13 protein-coding genes are annotated in these 17569 nt (G+C 68.8%); 7 read left to right on the forward strand and 6 right to left on the reverse strand.

The features are described 5' to 3' along the window. Positions 1-2172 (forward strand): 3-hydroxyacyl-CoA dehydrogenase NAD-binding domain-containing protein, encoded by a 2172-nt coding sequence (locus tag ED92_RS20720; RefSeq protein WP_037341174.1) that lies wholly within the window; start codon positions 1-3, stop codon positions 2170-2172. Between the two features lie 84 nt (positions 2173-2256). Here the strand turns inward: ED92_RS20720 and ED92_RS20725 are convergent, their stop codons facing one another. The 3 genes from ED92_RS20725 to ED92_RS20735 all read right to left on the reverse strand — a co-directional run bounded on the left by ED92_RS20725 (position 2257) and on the right by ED92_RS20735 (position 6207). Beyond that, positions 2257-4356 carry an MMPL family transporter gene (locus tag ED92_RS20725; protein WP_037342483.1) on the reverse strand — a complete coding sequence of 700 codons (2100 nt, stop codon included), beginning with the start codon at positions 4354-4356 and terminating at the stop codon, positions 2257-2259. Positions 4357-4465: 109 nt separating this feature from the next. Continuing rightward, a complete protein-coding gene (locus tag ED92_RS20730; RefSeq protein ID WP_037341177.1) occupies positions 4466-5134 on the reverse strand; it encodes a response regulator transcription factor in 669 nt (222 codons plus the stop codon). Beyond that, positions 5131-6207, reverse strand: a complete 1077-nt coding sequence (locus ED92_RS20735) for a sensor histidine kinase (protein ID WP_037341180.1) — start codon at positions 6205-6207, stop codon at positions 5131-5133. Before ED92_RS20735 ends, ED92_RS20730 begins: the two co-directional genes overlap by 4 nt. An 84-nt stretch (positions 6208-6291) precedes the next feature. Between ED92_RS20735 and ED92_RS20740 the strand changes: the two genes are divergently transcribed. The 5 genes from ED92_RS20740 (at position 6292) to ED92_RS20760 (ending at position 10525) form a co-directional block, all read left to right on the forward strand. Continuing rightward, a complete protein-coding gene (locus ED92_RS20740; RefSeq protein WP_037341182.1) occupies positions 6292-6849 on the forward strand; it encodes a transcriptional regulator in 558 nt (185 codons plus the stop codon). Further along, positions 6836-7729, forward strand: coding sequence for an SRPBCC domain-containing protein (locus ED92_RS20745; RefSeq protein WP_152610979.1), 894 nt, complete (start codon positions 6836-6838; stop codon positions 7727-7729). Before ED92_RS20740 ends, ED92_RS20745 begins: the two co-directional genes overlap by 14 nt. 9 nt (positions 7730-7738) lie before the next feature. Next, positions 7739-8491, forward strand: coding sequence for an SDR family NAD(P)-dependent oxidoreductase (locus tag ED92_RS20750; RefSeq protein ID WP_037341184.1), 753 nt, complete (start codon positions 7739-7741; stop codon positions 8489-8491). 72 nt (positions 8492-8563) lie between these two features. Next, positions 8564-9040 carry a DUF3761 domain-containing protein gene (locus ED92_RS20755; protein WP_235213338.1) on the forward strand — a complete coding sequence of 159 codons (477 nt, stop codon included), beginning with the start codon at positions 8564-8566 and terminating at the stop codon, positions 9038-9040. A gap of 57 nt (positions 9041-9097) precedes the next feature. Beyond that, positions 9098-10525 carry an MFS transporter gene (locus ED92_RS20760; protein WP_037341190.1) on the forward strand — a complete coding sequence of 476 codons (1428 nt, stop codon included), beginning with the start codon at positions 9098-9100 and terminating at the stop codon, positions 10523-10525. Positions 10526-10577: 52 nt separating this feature from the next. Here ED92_RS20760 and ED92_RS20765 read toward each other — a convergent pair whose 3' ends face one another. Further along, positions 10578-12131 (reverse strand): acetolactate synthase large subunit, encoded by a 1554-nt coding sequence (locus tag ED92_RS20765; RefSeq protein WP_037341193.1) that lies wholly within the window; start codon positions 12129-12131, stop codon positions 10578-10580. 12 nt (positions 12132-12143) lie between these two features. Beyond that, complete coding sequence (locus ED92_RS20770; RefSeq protein WP_037341194.1) at positions 12144-13526, reverse strand: FAD-binding oxidoreductase; 1383 nt, start codon at positions 13524-13526, stop codon at positions 12144-12146. Between the two features lie 188 nt (positions 13527-13714). Here ED92_RS20770 and ED92_RS20775 point away from each other — a divergent pair, with 188 nt between their 5' ends. Next, complete coding sequence (locus ED92_RS20775) at positions 13715-14506, forward strand: Calx-beta domain-containing protein (protein WP_037341195.1); 792 nt, start codon at positions 13715-13717, stop codon at positions 14504-14506. On the opposite strand, the gene ED92_RS20780 is transcribed toward ED92_RS20775, so the two are convergent. Then, complete coding sequence (locus tag ED92_RS20780) at positions 14490-17453, reverse strand: BTAD domain-containing putative transcriptional regulator (protein WP_037341196.1); 2964 nt, start codon at positions 17451-17453, stop codon at positions 14490-14492. The genes ED92_RS20775 and ED92_RS20780 overlap by 17 nt on opposite strands. Positions 17454-17569 lie beyond the last annotated feature (116 nt).

The following is a 17569-nucleotide window of genomic DNA, read 5'->3' on the forward strand; positions in this document are numbered from 1 at the left end:
ATGACTGAAGCGAAGACCATCCGCTGGGAGCAGGACGCCGACGGCATCGTCGTGCTCACCCTGGACGACCCGAAGCAGTCCGCCAACACGATGAACGCCGACTTCCGCGAGTCGCTCGGCGTGGTCGTCGACCGCTTGGAGGCGGAGAAGGACAACATCACCGGTGTCGTCCTGACCTCGGCCAAGAAGACCTTCTTCGCCGGCGGTGACCTCAACGACCTGATCCAGGCCAAGCCGGAACACGCCGCCGAGATCACCGAGAGCAGCTCCCTGATGAAGGGCCAGATGCGCCGGCTCGAGCAGCTGGGCAAGCCGGTCGTGGCCGCCATCAACGGCGCCGCGCTCGGTGGCGGCCTCGAACTCGCGCTCGCGACGCACCACCGCATCGCGGCCGACGTCAAGGGCAGCCAGATCGGCCTCCCCGAGGTCACCCTCGGCCTGCTCCCCGGCGGCGGTGGCGTGGTCCGCACCGTGCGCCTGCTGGGTATCCAGAGCGCGCTGCTGAACGTGCTGCTGCAGGGCCAGCGGCACCGCCCGGCCAAGGCCAAGGAACTCGGCCTCGTGCACGAGCTCGTCGGCACCGTCGAGGAACTGGTCCCGGCCGCGAAGGCGTGGATCAAGGCCAACCCCGAGGGCGGCGTGCAGCCGTGGGACGTCAAGGGCTACAAGATCCCGGGCGGTACCCCGTCGAACCCGAGCTTCGCGGCGAACCTGCCCGCGTTCCCGGCGAACCTGCGCAAGCAGATCAAGGGTGCCAACATGCCGGCCCCGCGGGCGATCCTGGCCGCGGCCATCGAGGGCTCGCAGGTCGACTTCGACACCGCGATCACCGTCGAGACCCGCTACTTCATCAGCCTCGCCACCGGCCAGGTCTCGAAGAACATGACGAAGGCGTTCTTCTTCGACCTGCAGAGCATCAACTCCGGCGGCTCCCGGCCGGAAGGCTTCGAGAAGTACACCGCCAAGAAGGTCGGCGTCGTCGGCGCGGGCATGATGGGCGCCGCGATCGCGTACGTCTCGGCGAAGGCCGGTATCGACGTCGTGCTCAAGGACGTCACCCTCGAAGGCGCCGAAAAGGGCAAGGGCTACGCGGTCAAGCTGGAGGAGAAGGCGCTCTCCCGCGGCAAGACCACGCAGGAGAAGTCCGACGCGCTGCTTGCCAGGATCAAGCCGACCGACAAGGCGGAGGACTTCGCCGGCGTCGACTTCGTGATCGAGGCCGTCTTCGAGAGCGTCGAGCTGAAGCACAAGGTGTTCCAGGAGATCGAGGGCATCGTCAACCCCGACGCCGTGCTCGGTTCCAACACCTCCACGCTGCCGATCACCGCGCTGGCCGAGGGCGTGCAGCGGACCGAGGACTTCATCGGGATCCACTTCTTCTCGCCGGTGGACAAGATGCCGCTGGTCGAGATCATCTGCGGTGAGAAGACCTCGCCCGCCACGCTGGCGAAGGTCTTCGACTACACGCTGCAGATCAAGAAGACCCCGATCGTCGTGAACGACAGCCGCGGCTTCTTCACCTCGCGCGTCATCGGCACGTTCCTCAACGAGGCCGTGGCCGCGCTGGGCGAGGGTGTCGAGCCGGCGTCGATCGAGCAGGCCGGTTCGCAGGCCGGGTACCCGGCCCCGCCGCTGCAGCTGATGGACGAGCTGACCCTGACGCTGCCGCGCAAGATCCGCAAGGAGACCCGCGAAGCGATCGAGGCCGCCGGCGGCACCTGGAACGCGCACGCGTCCGAGGGCGTCATCGACCGGATGGTGGAGGAGTTCGACCGCAAGGGCCGTTCCACCGGCTCCGGCTTCTACGACTACGACGAGTCGGGCAAGCGGACCGGTCTCTGGCCGGGCCTGCGCGACGCGTTCAAGTCGGGCAGCGCCGAGGTTCCCTTCGAGGACCTCAAGGAGCGCATGCTGTTCGCCGAGGCGCTCGAGACCGTGAAGTGCTTCGACGAAGGCGTGCTCACCACCGTCGCCGACGCCAACATCGGCTCGATCTTCGGTATCGGCTTCCCGGCGTGGACCGGTGGCGTCATCCAGTACATCAACCAATACGAGGGTGGCCTGCAGGGCTTCGTCGACCGCGCGCGTGAGCTCGCGGAGCGCTACGGCGACCACTTCACCCCGCCCGCTTCGCTGGTCGAGAAGGCCGCGAAGGGCGAGATCTACGAATAAGGCCGCTTCGCCCGCTTAACGTGCTAGGAACGGTCCTTTCCTTGCGAAATTTGCAAGGAAAGGACCGTTCATTGCATCCGGGGGCTAGCGCGACGACGGTTCCAGCGCCACGTGCGGCAACCGCCGGTCCAGCCACCGCGGCAGCCACCAGGCGCGTTCCCCGAGCAGCCGCATCACCGCGGGCACCACGAGACAGCGGATCACGAACGCGTCCACCAGCACCGCCACCGCCAGCCCGAGCCCGAACTGCGCCAGCATCCGGTCGGGATTGAGCAGGAACGCGCCGAACACCACGATCATGATCGCCGCCGCGGCCGTGATCACCCCACCGGTGGAGGCGAGCCCTTCGCGGACGGCATGGCGCGCGTCGCCGGTACGCCGCCACTCCTCGTGCATCCGGGACACCAGGAACACTTCGTAGTCCATGGAAAGCCCGAACACGATCGCGAAGATCAGCACCGGCACGAACGCTTCGATCGGTCCCGCCTGTGCTCCGAACAGGCCGTCGCCGAACACCGCCGTCATCACGCCGAGCGCGGCGCCGATGCTCAGCAGGTTCAGCACGGCCGCCTTGAGCGGGATCAGGATCGAGCGGAAGACGACCATCAGCAGCAACGCCGACAAACCGACGACCACCAGCACGAACAGCGGCAACCGGTCGCCGACGGCGTCCGCGAAGTCGACCGCGGCCGCCACACTTCCGCCGACCAGGTACTTGCCCGGCAGTCCCGGCAGAACCTCGGTCCGCAGCCGCTCGACCAGATCGGCGGTCGCGGCGTCCTGCGGCGAAGACGTGGGGAAGGCGAGAACCGTCGTGACACCCTGGCCCATCGGCGGCGTCACCTTGGCGATTCCCGGTGTGGTCTCGAGTTTCCGTTGCAGCGCGACGCCGTCGCCGTTCTCGGTGACCACGATCAACGGCTCGCTGAACCCGGGGCCGAAACCCTCCGCCATCAGGTCGTAGGCCTGCCGGGTGGTCGACGTCTCCGGGTCGGTGCCCGCGTCGGCGAATCCGAGGCGCATTCCCAGCGCGGGCAAGGAAAGCCCGACGAGGACGAGCAGTCCGATCGCGAGCGGCACCATCGGCCGCCGCTGCACCGCGTCCCCGAGCTTGCCCCAGGCCTTGCCGTGTTCGCGTTTCGCGGCGTGCTTGCGGATGCCCTTTTCCAGGCTGCGCCCGAAAAGCGAGAGCAGCGCCGGAAGCAGGGTGATCGAGGCGAGCATCGTCACGAGCACGGTCAGCGCGACCGCGAGAGCGACCCCGCGCAGCGAACCGAGGCCGAGTGCGAGCAGGCCGAGCAACGCGATGATCACCGTGCCACCGGCGAACAACACCGACCGGCCCGCGGTGTCGAGCGCCCGCCGCGCCGCCTGTTCGCGGTCGAGACCGCCGAGGATTTCGCCGCGATAGCGGGAAAAGATGAGCAACGCGTAGTCCACGCCGACACCGAAGCCGACCAGCATCATCAGCGGCGCCGTGTAGCTCGCGATGTCGACGAACCTGCTGACGAGCACGATCACGCCGAGTGTGCTGCCGACGGCGAAGATCGCCGTGATCACCGGCAGCCCGGCGGCGAGGATCGAGCGGAACAGGAAGACGAGGATCACCAGCGCGGCGAGCAGCCCGACACCCTCCGACGGGCCGCCGCCTCCGCTGGTCCGCTTGATCGGCTCGCCACCGAGTTCGATCTGGAGCGCGGTGGTCTCCGCCTTCTTCGCGGTGTCGACGACGCGCACGATGTCGTCGTACGGCAGGTCTTTCGACTCCAGGTCGAAAGCGACCGCCGCGTAACCGATCGTGCCGTCACGTGAGATGGCCGACGGGGTGTCGAACGGACTCGTCACCGATTTCACGTGCGGCTGGTTCCGGACGTCGGCGAGCATCGTGTCGATCGGTCCGCGTGCGGTCGCGAGTCCGCCCTCGGTCTTGAAGACGATCTCGGCCGTCGCACCGGTCCGCGCGGGGACCTGCGCTTTGAACAGGTCCGAGATCTGCTGGGATTCGGTACCCGGCAGGGAATGGTCGTCGTGGTAGGCGCTGCCCGCCAGCTGCGAGCCCAGCGTGACACCGACGAGGGTGAGCAGCCAGAGCGAAACGGCGAGCCAGCGGTGGCGTTGAGACCAGCCCGCCAGCTTCGAAAGGCCGCCCCCAGGCCGCCTCTCGGAAAGAGTGATGGTGTCCATGGCGGACAGCATCGGCTTTTCCCGGGCGCATATCGTCGGGCCCGGGCGGGCACTCGGGCCGCAACTTCTGGGTACCCCTAAGGCGCTTCCCGTACTACCGGGGTTGTGGTCACGGGGTCAACCAGCGAGGGGTGACCATGCCCGATTCGTAGGCCAGCACGACGAGCTGCGCGCGATCACGGACGTCCACTTTGGTCATGATCCGGCTGACGTGCGTCTTCGCCGTCGCCGGGCTGAGCACCAGTTCCTTCGCGATCTCGTCGTTGGACAGACCGGCCGCGACCAGGCTCATCACCTCGCGTTCCCGCTCGGTGAGCCGGTTCAGGGTGGGCGAGGGGGCGGGCCGGTCCACCCGGCCGGCGAATTCCGAGATCAGGCGGCGGGTGATCGACGGCGCGAGCAACGCGTCGCCTCTGGCGACCACGCGGACACCGTGGATCAGCTCCTCCGGTTCGGTGTCCTTGACCAGGAACCCGCTGGCACCCGCGCGCAAGGCGCCGTAGACGTCCTCGTCGAGATCGAAGGTGGTGAGGATGACGACCTTGGTCCCGGCCCGCGCCGGATCTCCGAGCAGATGCCGGGTCGCGGTGAGGCCGTCCATCACCGGCATCCGGATGTCCATCAGGACGACGTCGGGTTCGTGTTCGCGCGCGGCTTCGAGGGATTCACGCCCATCGGCCGCTTCGGCGACCACGCTGATGTCGTCTTCACTGTCCAAAATGGATTTGAACCCGGCGCGGACCAGCCGTTGATCGTCGACCAGCAGGACCCGGATCATTTCTTCACCCGCAGCGGAAGCCGGGCGCGCACGCGGAAGCCACCGTCCTCGCGGGCCGCCGCGGTGAGTTCACCACCGAGTGCCTCGGCCCGTTCGGTCATGCCACGGATCCCATTGCCGGGCTCCGCCGTGCCTCCCCGGCCGTCGTCGTCGATCTGCACGGACACATCATGGGGCGTGTAGCCGATCCGCACCACGACGGTGTTCGCGGCGGCGTGGCGCGCGACGTTGGTCAGCGCCTCTTGGACGACGCGGAACGCGGCGTGTTCGACGTCGGGTGGCAGTTCCGTCGCCGTGCCGTCGATCTCGGTCCGGACGGTCAGCCCGTGCGCGCCCGCCGACTCGGCCAGTTCGGTGACCCTGGCCAGACTCGGTGTGTCCGCCTGCCGCAACATGCCCAGGGTGGCGCGGAGTTCTCGTAAAGCCTCCTTGCTGGTCTTTTTGATCGTGGTCAGTGCCTCCTGGGCCTTCGCTGGATCCTTGCCGTGCAAGGCCGCGCCGGCCTGGACGTTGATGAGCGCCAGGTTGTGGCCGAGGACGTCGTGCAGTTCGCGCGCGATCCGGAGGCGTTCGTCGGTGGCCCTTCGCTGGGCCTCGGCCTCCTTGGTGCGCTCGGCCTCTCGGCGGTAGTACGTCACGGCGCCGACCGCGACCAGCGCGATGAACCAGCCCGCCATCAGCAGGAAGGCGAAGTTGTCCACCTGCCGTGAGGCGCCTGCCCCCAGCTCGCCGAGCGCGACGCCGCCCATCGAGGCCGCCGCGACGACCGCCGCGCTCCGGATCCGCCCGGTCGAGGCGTTGTTGTACAGCGCGAAGGCGAACGCGAGCAGGACGAATCCGTCCGGATCGGTCTGCGGGTAGTAGATCGCGCAGCACACCGCGGTGAAGATCGTGACAGGGAGGGGGTACCGGCGGCGCAGGAACAACGCCGCGCAGGCGAGCGCCACGCAGACCCAGCCGACGGCCGCGTTGCGCGGTGTCTCCGCGCCGTCCCCGAGCGAGACCACGACGGAACCCGCGATCACCGCCGCGGTGACCGCGATTTCCGCCGCATGCCGCCGCAGGATCGCCACACGACGAGAGTAGCGCGATCCGGGCCGATTGACAAAATGGATTTTTACGTTCAAACTGATTTTTGTGATCAAGGGTGTGACGCCGTGAAGGATGTGGAGTACCTCGATCGGCTGGAGCAGGCGGAGGCGTTGCTGAAACCGCAGCGGGTGGACGTCCTGCGGCAGCTCGCGGAGCCGCGGTCGTGCACCGAGGTGGCGACGGTGCTGGATCAGACTCCCCAGCGGGTCTATTACCACGTGAAACGACTGGTGGAAGCCGGTCTCGTGAAGCAGGTGTCGGAGCGGAAGGTGCGCGCCGTCAGTGAGGGCGTGTACCAGGCGACCGCGCGTTCGTACTGGCTGTCACCCGGACTGGTCGGACGGCTCGGCCCGCGGGTGGCGCGGGACGAGCTGAGCCTGGGCTACCTGGTGGACCTCATGGAGGAGGTCCAGGCGGACGTCGCCGCGCTCGACCGGGCCGCGCCGGAGCTGCCGTCGATCGGCGTTTCCGGCGAGATCCGGGTGGAGCCCGAGCGGCGCCAGGAGTTCCTCGACGAACTGAAGACGACTTTGCAGGACCTGTTCACCCGCTACGGCGGAGCGGAAGGCGACGCCTTCAAGCTCGCCGTGGCCTGTTACCCGAAGGGAGATGCCCGTGACTGAACCGACGAGGTTCCAGGTGCGCCTGCGCGCGCCGATCGCCGAGGTCTGGCACGCGCTGACCGATCCCGGGGCACTGCGCGAGTGGCTTTCCGAGTACGCGGAAGTCGATCTGCCGTCCCGGTACGAGTTCTGGGGCCGTTACACGCCGGACGGCGATCGTCCGCGCCAGCGACTGTTGCTGGCCGAGGACAACGTCCTGCGGTTCGCGTGGACCGTCGACGGCAAGGAGACCGTCGTCGAGATCGCGCTGACGGAAGACGGGGACGGCACGTCCTTGTCGTTCAGCCAGAGCGGTCTGCCGGACTACACCGCGATGCTCGCCGACCCGGATTCGTCACTCGGCATGATGTACACGTTCTGGGCCCTTTCCGTCTCGAACCTCGTCGACCACGTCGAAGGACGGCCACTCACCGCCCGTTGCGATCTCACCTCCCCGCTGATGAGCGAAGAGGTGCGGATCGACGCGCCGCGCGGTGAGGTCTACTCCTCGATCGCCGATCCCGCCGTGTTCACGCGCTGGTTCGGCGCCCGGATCGAGGCGGAGACCGAGGTCGGCGGCCGCTGGGCGATGGGGTCGCTGGAGAACGACCCGAATCCGGCGAAGATCGTCGACCTGGTGCCCGACACCAAGATGTCGCTCGCGTACCAGGACGGCGTCGTCGCCACTTGGGAGCTCGAGGAGTCCGGCGGCGGCACCAAGCTGACGTTCGTCCAAAGTGGATTCTCCGACGAGAAGCCGCCCTACGGCTCGTGGATGGGCTGGCTCAGCGGTTTGGCGGAATTGCGCCGGTTCCACGAGATCGACCCGTGGCTCCCACTGTGGGCCGACGTTCAGCTGGAAGGAATGCCCGAAGGCCTCATCACACTGGATGGAAAGTAGGAGGAAGCGATGTTGCTCGACGGCAGGAACGCGATCATCTACGGTGCGGCGGGTGGAATCGGGAGCGCGGTGGCCCGCGGCTTCGCGCGGGAGGGCGCGACCGTCCATCTCACCGGCCGCACCTTGAAGAAGCTCGACGCGCTGGCCGACGAAATCCGGGCGGCGGGCGGGAAAGCGGAAACGGCGGAATTCGACGCGCTGGACGAAACCGCCATCGTCGAGCATGCCGCTTCGGTGGCCTCCACGGCGGGCAGCGTCGACATCTCGATGAACGTGATCACGCACAACGACGTCCAAGGCACTCCGCTCGTCGAAATGTCGGTGGAGGACTTGGAAAGCCCGGTCCGGACGGCGGTACGGACGAACTTCCTGACCGCACGGGCGGCCGCCCGGCACATGATCGAGCAGGGATCCGGGGTGATCCTGATGTTCGGCGGCGACGGTGACCCGCTGCCGGGATATCACCTCGGTGGGCTCCAGGTCGCGTTCAGCGCGATGGAAGCGTTGCGGCGAGGGCTGGCGTGCGAGCTCGGACCGCAGGGCATCCGTGTCGTGACCCTGCGCACCGGCGGGATCCCGGAGACGATCCCGGCGGGCGCCGGGCTCGACTACGCCATCCGTGACATGGTCGACGCGACGATGCTCAAGCGGACGGCTTCACTCGAAGACGTCGCCCGGGTGGCTGCCTTCGCCGCGTCGGACCACGCGCGCAGCATGACGGCGACAGCGCTGAATATCAGTTGCGGCACGATGGTCGACTGACCCGCGGCCGCCGTTAACACCGGCGAACGATCTCCCGACTACGCGGCACTACCAGGTGCTGGGGAGGTTGTTATGCCGAAGAGCGCAACGAAGCTGGGCATGGCACTGGCGATCGGACTTCTGGTCGCCGGAGCCTGCGGGGTGGAGACCGTGCCCACCGGGCGGGTCACGCCGGCGAGCAGCCGGATGTCGACGCCGGCGACCAGCACGTGGACACCGCCGACGACCACGACCGCGGCGACGCCCACGCCGACACCTCAGCAGTTCGTTCCGACGACCACAGCCGCGGTCGAGGTACCGAAGCAGGTCGAGCCGAAACCGACGAAGCCGCGTCCGAAGACCACGCAGGCGACGCCGAAGGCACCGAACCCGGCGGAATGCGGAAGCGACTACTACCGCAACACCGACGGTGTGTGCGTCCATCGGCCGGCGAGCGGCCCCGGCGCGGCCGACGGTGCGACCGCCCTCTGCAAGGACGGTTCGTACAGCTACAGCCAGAATCGCCGCGGCACCTGCTCCGGGCACGGTGGGGTCCGCACCTGGCTGTGATCCCGTCCGTTGTTCATTCACTGGGAAGGGTGGTGCTGTGTAAGGTCGGATCATGGGATGCGCATGGTGAAACCGGTCGGACGGGCACCTTCGCCCCGGATCTTCGTGGTCGTGCTCGCCACTTGCGGGCTGGTGGCCTCGTTCATGCAGACGCTGGTCGTCCCGCTCATCCCGGCATTCCCCCGGCTGCTCGGCACGACCCCGTCGGACGCGTCGTGGGTGGTGACGGCGACCCTGATCGCCGGAGCCGTGGTGATGCCGGTGAGCGGCAGGCTCGGCGACCTCTACGGCAAACGCCGGTTGCTGCTGATCAGCCTGGGGTTCCTGGTCGCCGGTTCGGTGGTGTCGGCGCTGACGAGTTCGCTCGCGCTGATGGTCGTCGGCCGGGGGCTCCAGGGCTGCGCGATGGGCGCGATCCCGCTGGGCATCAGCATCATGCGCGACGAGCTCGCACCGGAACGGGTCGGTGCCGCGATCTCGGTGATGAGTTCGACGCTCGGTGTCGGCGGTGCCATCGGGCTCCCGGTGTCGGCGCTGGTCGCGCAGAACGCCGACTGGCACGTCCTCTTCTGGGCGTCGGCTGGGCTCGGCCTCGTGTGTGGCCTGCTGATCCTCTTCGTGGTGCCGGAATCACCGGTTAAGACACCGGCGCCGTTCGACTACCTCGGTGCCTTGGGGTTGACCGTCGGCCTGGTCTGCCTGCTGTTGCCGATCGTCAAGGGCGGCGAATGGGGCTGGGGCAGCGGCCGCACGCTGGTCTTCGGCGGGAGCGCGCTGGTGATCCTGCTGATCTGGGGTGCCTACCAGCTGCGGCGCCGGGATCCGCTGGTGGATCTGCGGGTCTCCGCGCGGCGTCCGGTGTTGTTCACCAACCTCGCGTCGATCATGATCGGTTTCGCGCTGTACTCGATGGCGTTGTCGTTCCCGCAGCTGCTGCAGGCGCCCGCGTCGACCGGCTACGGCCTCGGCCTGACGATGGTGCAGGCCGGACTCTGCCTCGCGCCGAACGGTCTGGTCATGTTCATGCTGTCGCCGGTTTCGGCCCGGCTCATCGAGCGCTACGGACCACGTACGACGCTGATGGTCGGTGCCACCACCATCGCGACCGGGTATGTCTTCGCGACCGTGTTGATGGACAACGCTTTTGAGCTGATCACGGCGTCGATCATCATCGGCGGTGGGGTGGGCATCGCTTACGCGGCCATGCCCGCGCTGATCATGGGCTCGGTGCCGGTCACCGAAACCGCGTCCGCGAACGGGCTGAACTCGCTGATGCGCTCCGTCGGCACGTCGACGTCCAGCGCGGTGATGGCGTCCATGCTCGCGTCGCTGGCGATCACCGTCGGCGGGGTCTCCGTCCCGTCCGCGGCCGGATTCCGGCTGAGCTTCGTGGTCGCCGCCGGCGCGGCGCTCCTGGGGCTCGTCTTGACCGCTTTCGTCCCGAAGCAACGTCAGCCCGAGCCGCTGGTCGCTCCGGTCCACTGACGCGCCTTGCGTTGCGATGAAAGGACTTCATCGCAACGCAAGGGCACTCCGCTCAGAACAGCGTCGGAACGATCGCGTCGATCAGGTGCGGTCCCGGCTCGGCGAGCGCGCGCTGGAACTGCTCGGCCAGCTCCTCCGCGGTCGTCGCCCTGGTCGCCGGGACACCCATGCCTTCGGCGATCTTGACGAAGTCCATGTCCGGCCGGGAAAGGTCGAGCAGTTCGTTCGCCTTGGGGCCGTTGGCGTCCGCACCGACTCGCTGCAGCTCCAGCCGCAGGATCGCGTACGCGCGGTTGTTCAGCAGGACCGTGGTGACGTTGAGATTTTCCCGTGCTTGCGTCCACAGCGCCGAAATCGTGTACAGCGCGCTGCCGTCGGACTGCAGGTTGATCACCGGCCGGTCCGGTGCGGCGACGGCGGCGCCGGTCGCGACGGGCATGCCGTAGCCGATCGCGCCGCCGGTCAGGGTCAGCACGTCGTGCCGGGGCGCACCGGCGGTCGCGGCGGGCAGCAACAGCCCGGACGTGTTCGCTTCGTCGGCGATGATCGCGCGTTCCGGCAGCAGCGCGCCGATCACCTCGACCCAGTTCTGCGGGGTCAGCGGCCCGGACGGCAACGCGGGCCGGGCGGCCTCCTGCAGTACCGGCTCGGTCTCGGCCGCGACCAGTTCCGCCACGTCGGCCAGAGCCCGCGGTACGTCCTGCGCGACTTCGGCCAGCACGTGGACCTGCGCGCCTTCGGGTACCAGGTTGCTCGCCTTGCCGGGATAGGCGAAGAACGAGACCGGAGCCTTCGTTCCGGCGACGATCACGTGCTTGATCCCGTCGAGCTGGTACGCGACCTGCTCGGCGAGATAGCCCAGCCGCTCGATCGTCGGCAGGCCCTCGCCGCGTTCGAGCCGGGCGGGGAAGGTCTCGACGAACGTTTTCACGCCGGTCGCGGCCGCGATCCGGCTGGTCGCGCGCAGTCCGGCCTCGCGGCAGCCGCCGCCGCCGACGAGCAGGGCGACCGGTTCACCACTGGTCAGCACTTCGGCGATGTTCTTCACCGTCGTCGCGTCGACGACCTGCGGGATCCGGGGCGGGATGGGCGCGCAGGTTTCGCCGCCTTCGCCCCAGGACGCGTCGGCGGGGAGGATCAGCGTCGCCACCTGTCCGGGGGCGTCCTGGGAGGCCGCGACCGCCGCGGCGGCGTCGGCACCGACGTCCTTCGTGTGCTCCGAGCGGCGGACCCAGCCTTCGAGCGAACCGGCGACGGCCTCGATATCCGATTCGAGCGGGGCGTCGTACTGCTTGTGGTAGGTCGCGTGATCGCCGATCACGTTGACGATCGGGGTGTGGGCGCGGCGCGCGTTGTGCAGGTTCGCCAGTCCGTTCCCGAGCCCGGGGCCGAGGTGCAGCAAGGTCGCGGCCGGCTTGTCGGCGATGCGCGCGTACCCGTCCGCGGCGCCGGTGACGACGCCTTCGAACAGGCCGAGCACGCCGCGCATCTCGGGCACGGAGTCGAGCGCGGCCACGAAGTGCATCTCCGAGGTACCCGGATTCGAGAAGCACACGTCGACGCCCGCGTCGACGAGGGTGCGGATCAGGGACTGGGCGCCGTTCATCTCACTCACTTTTCAAGCCCTCTCAGCGAAAAGAACGCCGGGGTTGAGGATCCCGGCCGGGTCGAAGCTTTCCTTGATCCGGCGCATCAGCGCGATCTTCGCCGGGTCCTCCAGGTCGAGGAAGTAGCCTGCCTTGGCCCTCCCGAGGCCGTGTTCACCGGAGATCGCGCCGCCGAGTTCCATGCCCAGCGCGAAGATGTCGGTCAGCAGCTGCTTCCGCTTGTCCGTGTCCTTGCAGAAGATGGCGAGGTGGACGTTGCCGTCGCCGGCGTGTCCGCAGCCGAGCGCGCCCGCCTCGCGCGACATCGCCATTTCCCGCGCCTTGCGCAGGAACTCGGGCATGGCGGACCTCGGGACCACCACGTCGATGACGTCGTCGGCACCGGCCGCCTTGGCCGTCCAGAACGCCTTTTCCCGTGCCTCGATGAGCTTGCGTGCCGAAGGGCCTTCGAGCACGTACACGTCCATCGCGCCGAGGTCTCCCAGCAGCCCGCCGAGCTCCTCGACGTCGGAGTGCAGCCGGTCGCTGTCGCGGTTTTCCAGCGCCACCACCAGATAGGCCTGCGCGGTGTCGCGGATCGAGTCCGGGACGCCCAGGCTGAGTTTCTCGTTGTAGCTGATCGCGGCGAGCGTCAGGTTGTCGATGTACTCGAGGATGTGCGGCGCGAGCCCGCTGGAGATGATCTTCGGGACGACGGTCATCACCTCGTCGAAGGTCTCGAACGGGGCGAACACCGTGGCACCGTGCGGCAGGCGCGGGTACAGCTTCACGATGACCTCGGTGGCGATCGCGAGGGTGCCTTCGGAGCCGATGATCAGCTGGGTCAGGTCGTAGCCCGTCGACACCTTCGAGGTCTTGCCGCCGGTCCGGATGATCTCGCCGGTCGGCAGTACGGCCTGCAGGCCCACGACGTTGTGCCGGGTGACGCCGTATTTGACCGCGCGCATGCCGCCCGCGTTCGTGCCGACGTTGCCACCGACACTCGCGCTCAGTTCCCCGGGATAGACGGTGTAGCCGAGTCCGGCCTCCGAGGTCTTTTCGTCCAAATCGGACAGTGTGACGCCGGGCTGGACGACGGCGACGTGGTTTTCGGTGTCGATCTCCAGTACGGCGTTCATCCGTTCGAAAGAGATCACCAGGCCGTCTTCGCGAGGCCGCGCACCACCCGACAGGCCGGTGCCCGACCCGCGCGCGGTGACCGGCACGCCGTGTTCGCTGGCCGCCTTAAGCAGCTCCGCGACCTCTTCGGCGCTTCCCGGTTTCGCCAGGTGGGCGGGCCTCTGCGCCGAGGTGGTCAAAGCCTCGTCGTGTGCGTAGTCCTCGGGGATCGCCTCGCCTGACAGCAAGTTCGCGTCCCCGACGATCTCGGCGAACCGTGCCGCAACATCGCCCATCGACTGCCCTTCCTCACGCTTCTTTGCCTGGTTACCGAAGCGTAGTACGTCGTGGGCGGGGATGGCCATGAATCATTTTCATGTTTGCTTCCGCTGGTCACAACCTCACGACAACCTCACTCGGATACCCATGTCGCAGCGGGCCGCGGCGGCCCGCCGGAAGGGGTGGACGCTCGATGGGATCAAGGATGAGGCGGATCGCGGCGCTGGGGGCGTCGTTCGCGATCGCGTTCGGGCTCGCGGTGCCGGCGGCAGAAGGCGCGGGAACGGGCTGCACCGCGCCCGTGGTGAACGTCAGCGGCGTCAGCCAGGCCGAGGGCACAAGCGCCGGCTACACCACCCTTCTCTTCACCGTTTCACTCGCCGACGGCGGTTGCGCGCCGCAGGGCTCGGTCGAGTACCGGACGATCGAGGGCAACGGCTCGCCGGTCGATCCGGCGTTCGTCGCGAAGGAGAGCGTCGACTACCTGCCGCGCGCGGGCACGCTGACCTGGTCCGGGCGGGCGGACACGCAGACGGTCGCGGTCAAGGTCCGCGCCGATTCCTTCGTCGAGAACGACGAGATGTTCTCGCTGCGCCTGTACGGCGAGAAAGGCGTGCGGATCGGGCACAGCGTCGGCGTGGCCTGGGTGGCCGACGACGACAAGGTCAAGACCGTGCCGCTGGCCACCACGCAGGAAGGCGAGATCTGCTGGTCGCTCCCGCCGAACTTCGCGCAGGCCACCAGCTGCAAGGTGCCGCTCGTGCTCTCCCGGCCGTGGCTCGCGGGACCGCTCACGGTCCGCTACCGCACCGAAGGCTCCGCCCACGAGCCGGTGAAGGACGGTGTCGTCACCTTCGAGCGTGGTGAGACGAGGGGATACGCCGAACTCACGGTCCTGCCCGGGCAAACGGGGAAGGCGCGGGTCGAGTTCTTCGAGCCGTCGCAGGGCAGGCTCGTGTACGCGACCTCCACCGTGGTGATCAGCCCCGCCGGGTGACGAGGTCGGCGTCGGCCGTCGCGTTCGCCCGCCGGTACAGCTCGATCGCTCGAGCCCAGTGGGCGGCCGCGGCGGCCGTGTCACCGCACCGTGTCTCCAGGTCGCCGAGGTCGCGGTGCAGATGTGCCTCCTCGTACGGATCCGGGACACCCGCCCGGACGGCGACGCCGCGCTCGAGGCTTTCCCTCGCCGACGCCAGATCGCCGAGCCCCAGGTGGGCGCGGCCGAGCCGGTCGAGGGCGGCCGCCTCGCTGTGCCGGTTCCCGACGTCCCGGCTGATCAGCAGCGCCTGGTCGAAGTCGTCCCGGGCGGCCCGGAAGTCCTTGCGGGCGAGGTGGACCTGGCCGGCGTGCAGCAACGACTCCCACTCCTGCCAGCGGTCACCGATCGCCCTGGACGCGGCCAGCGCCTTGCCGAGGTGGTCCAGCGCGACGTCGTGATCGCCGAGTTCCTCGTAGGCCTCGCCGAGGGTGTCCAGGGTGGCCGCTTCCAGCCGGGCGTTGCCGAGTTCGCGGAACGTCTCCAGCGCGGCCGTCAGCGGGCTGAGACCGTCCATCGGCTGGCCCCGGCGAATGTAGGCGTGGCCGAGGTTGCGCTGGGACAGGGCCCGCCCGAGCCGGTTGCCTGCCGAGGTGCACCGCTCGACCGCGAGCCGGTACGCGGTGATCGCCTCGTCGAACCGGCGAAGCGCGGCGTAGGCGTTCGCGGTGTTGTTGTAGATGTGCCCTTCGCCTTCGAGATCGCCGGCCGCACGGGCGGCCTTCAACGCGCGAGCGTTGGTTTCGAGCGCGTCCGTGAGCCTGCGGGTCATGAAGTAAGCAGCGCCCAGCGCGCGCAGCATTTCCGCTTCAGCTAATGGATCGTCGAGCTCGGCGGCCGCCGCGGCCCCCTCGCGGCAGAGCCCGATCCGCTCGTTCCAGCCGCCCGTCGTGTCGTAGAAACTCGTGAGCAGGTAGGTGAGCTGCCAGGCGGCGGTGTTGCGGCAGTGTTCGCGCGCGAAGCGCACTACGGGCAGCAGATTCGGGCGCTCGGCCCCCAGGAACGCCAGCGCCGCACGTCTTTCCGCCGGAAACGGCCTTCCGGGTGCCGGGTGGCGCAAAGCCGGGACGACCAGATCGCGGTTCGGGTCGATGATCCGGTTCGCCTCGGCGGCGACGTGCAGATACCAGTCGATCAACCGGTCCGCGGCCTCGGCGCGGCTCGACGTCGTTTCGTCGGTGCGGGCGCACGCGACGGCGAACTCACGGATCAGGTCGTGGAGGCGATAGCGATCCGGGCCCGCCGGGGTGATCAGGTGCGCCGCGGAGAGTTCGGCGGCCGCCGCCCGGCCCGCGTCGGCGGGCACCCCGCACAGCGCGCCGCCGAGTGCCGCGCTGAACGATGTCCCGGGGAACAGCCCGGACAGCCGGAACAACCGGGCCGGAGCATGCTCCAGTGGCAGGTACGCACTCGCGAGGACGGTTTTGACCGTCCGAGAATCCCCTTGCACCGCAAGGGTTTCCAGCCGTCCGGCGCCGGTCAGCTCATGGGTGAGTTCCGCGATCGGACGACTCGGTTCGCCGGTCAGGCGCGCGGCGGCGATCCGCAACGCCAACGGCATCCCGTCGCACAGCCTGGCCAGTCGTGCGGCCTGCGCGGGTTCGCGGGCGATCCGGTCGGTGCCCAGCACCCGGGTGAGCAGTGTCATCGATTCGGGATCGGCCAGCGCGTCGAGGGCGAACACCCGGACGGCGTGCCTGCTGCCGAGCGCCGCCAGCGTCTGCCTGCTGGTGACGATCAGCATCGCCTTCGCCGTACCGGGGACGAGGGGGAGGATCTGGTCGACGCCGCCCGCGTTGTCGGCGACGATCACGCAACGCCTGCCGTGCAGCAGTGAGCGGTAGAGCGCCGCGCGTTCGGCCGTCGCGTCGGGCAGCCGGTCGTCAGGGAGACCGAGCCCCCGCGACAGATGCGCGAGCGCGTCGCCCGGCGAGAGCGCCTCGTTCGGGTCGTGCCCGGCGAGATCGAGGAAGAGCTGGCCATCGGGGAAACGGTCCGCGATGCGATGCGCCCACTGCACGGCGAGCGCGGACTTCCCCATTCCCGCCGCCCCGGAGATCACCACGACCGGCGGCTCGGCTTCGTCGAGGAGCTCGTCGAGTGAAGCGAGCTCCTGCTGCCGCCCGGTGAAGTGTCCGACACGGGCGGGGAGTTGTGCGGGCGCGGTGCCGCGGGCGGGTGCGTCGAGTTCGGGTGCGCGGCGCAGGATCGAAGTGTGCAGTTCGACCAGTTCCGGTCCGGGATCGACCCCGAACTCGTCCGCCAGCCCTCTGCGCACGGCCTGGAACGTCTCCAACGCCTCGGCATGTCTGCCGCAGCGATGCAGGGCGAGCATGTGCAGCGCGGCGAGCCGTTCGCGGTACGGCTGTTCGGCCCGGAGCCGCGGAAGTTCCCGGAGAACCTCTTCGTGTTCGCCGAGCCTGAGCTCGGCGTCCCAGAGTTCTTCCCAGGCGGACAGCCGTAATTCTTGGAGCCGTTCGACCTCGCGCAGGCCCCAGCCGTCGAGTCCGGCGTCCGCGAAGGCTTCGCCGCGCCAGAGCCGCAACGCCTCGCGCAACGCCGTCACCGCCTGACCGGGATTACTCCGCTTGGCGGCACGAAGTTCTTCCTCGAAGCGAAGAGCGTCGACAGAGGACGGTGCGACCGTCAGGACGTACCCGGGTTTGCGCGTCTGCAGGACCAGCGGGAACCCGCAGTCCTCCAATGCCTGCCGGATCCGTGCGACGTGGCTGTGCAGGGTCTTCACCGCTGTGCGCGGCGGATCTTCACCCCAGAGCACGTCGACCAGCCGGGGGATCGGGACGACCGAACCCGCGTGCAGGGCGAGAACGCCGAGCACGGCTCGCTGGCGGGCGCCGTGCAACTCCGCCCGCCCGGTGGGGCCGATCGCTTCGACCGGGCCCAGCACCCGCAATTCCCCTGGCCCGGGCACCCTGCTCCCTCCGGCATCTGACCTCGGTGAGCGTATCCGGGCGAAGACCCACCGAAATCGGCCAATTAGGGCACACGATCTCGACAACCCCG

This window comes from Amycolatopsis sp. MJM2582 (assembly GCF_000754115.1).
GTDB lineage: Bacteria > Actinomycetota > Actinomycetes > Mycobacteriales > Pseudonocardiaceae > Amycolatopsis > Amycolatopsis japonica.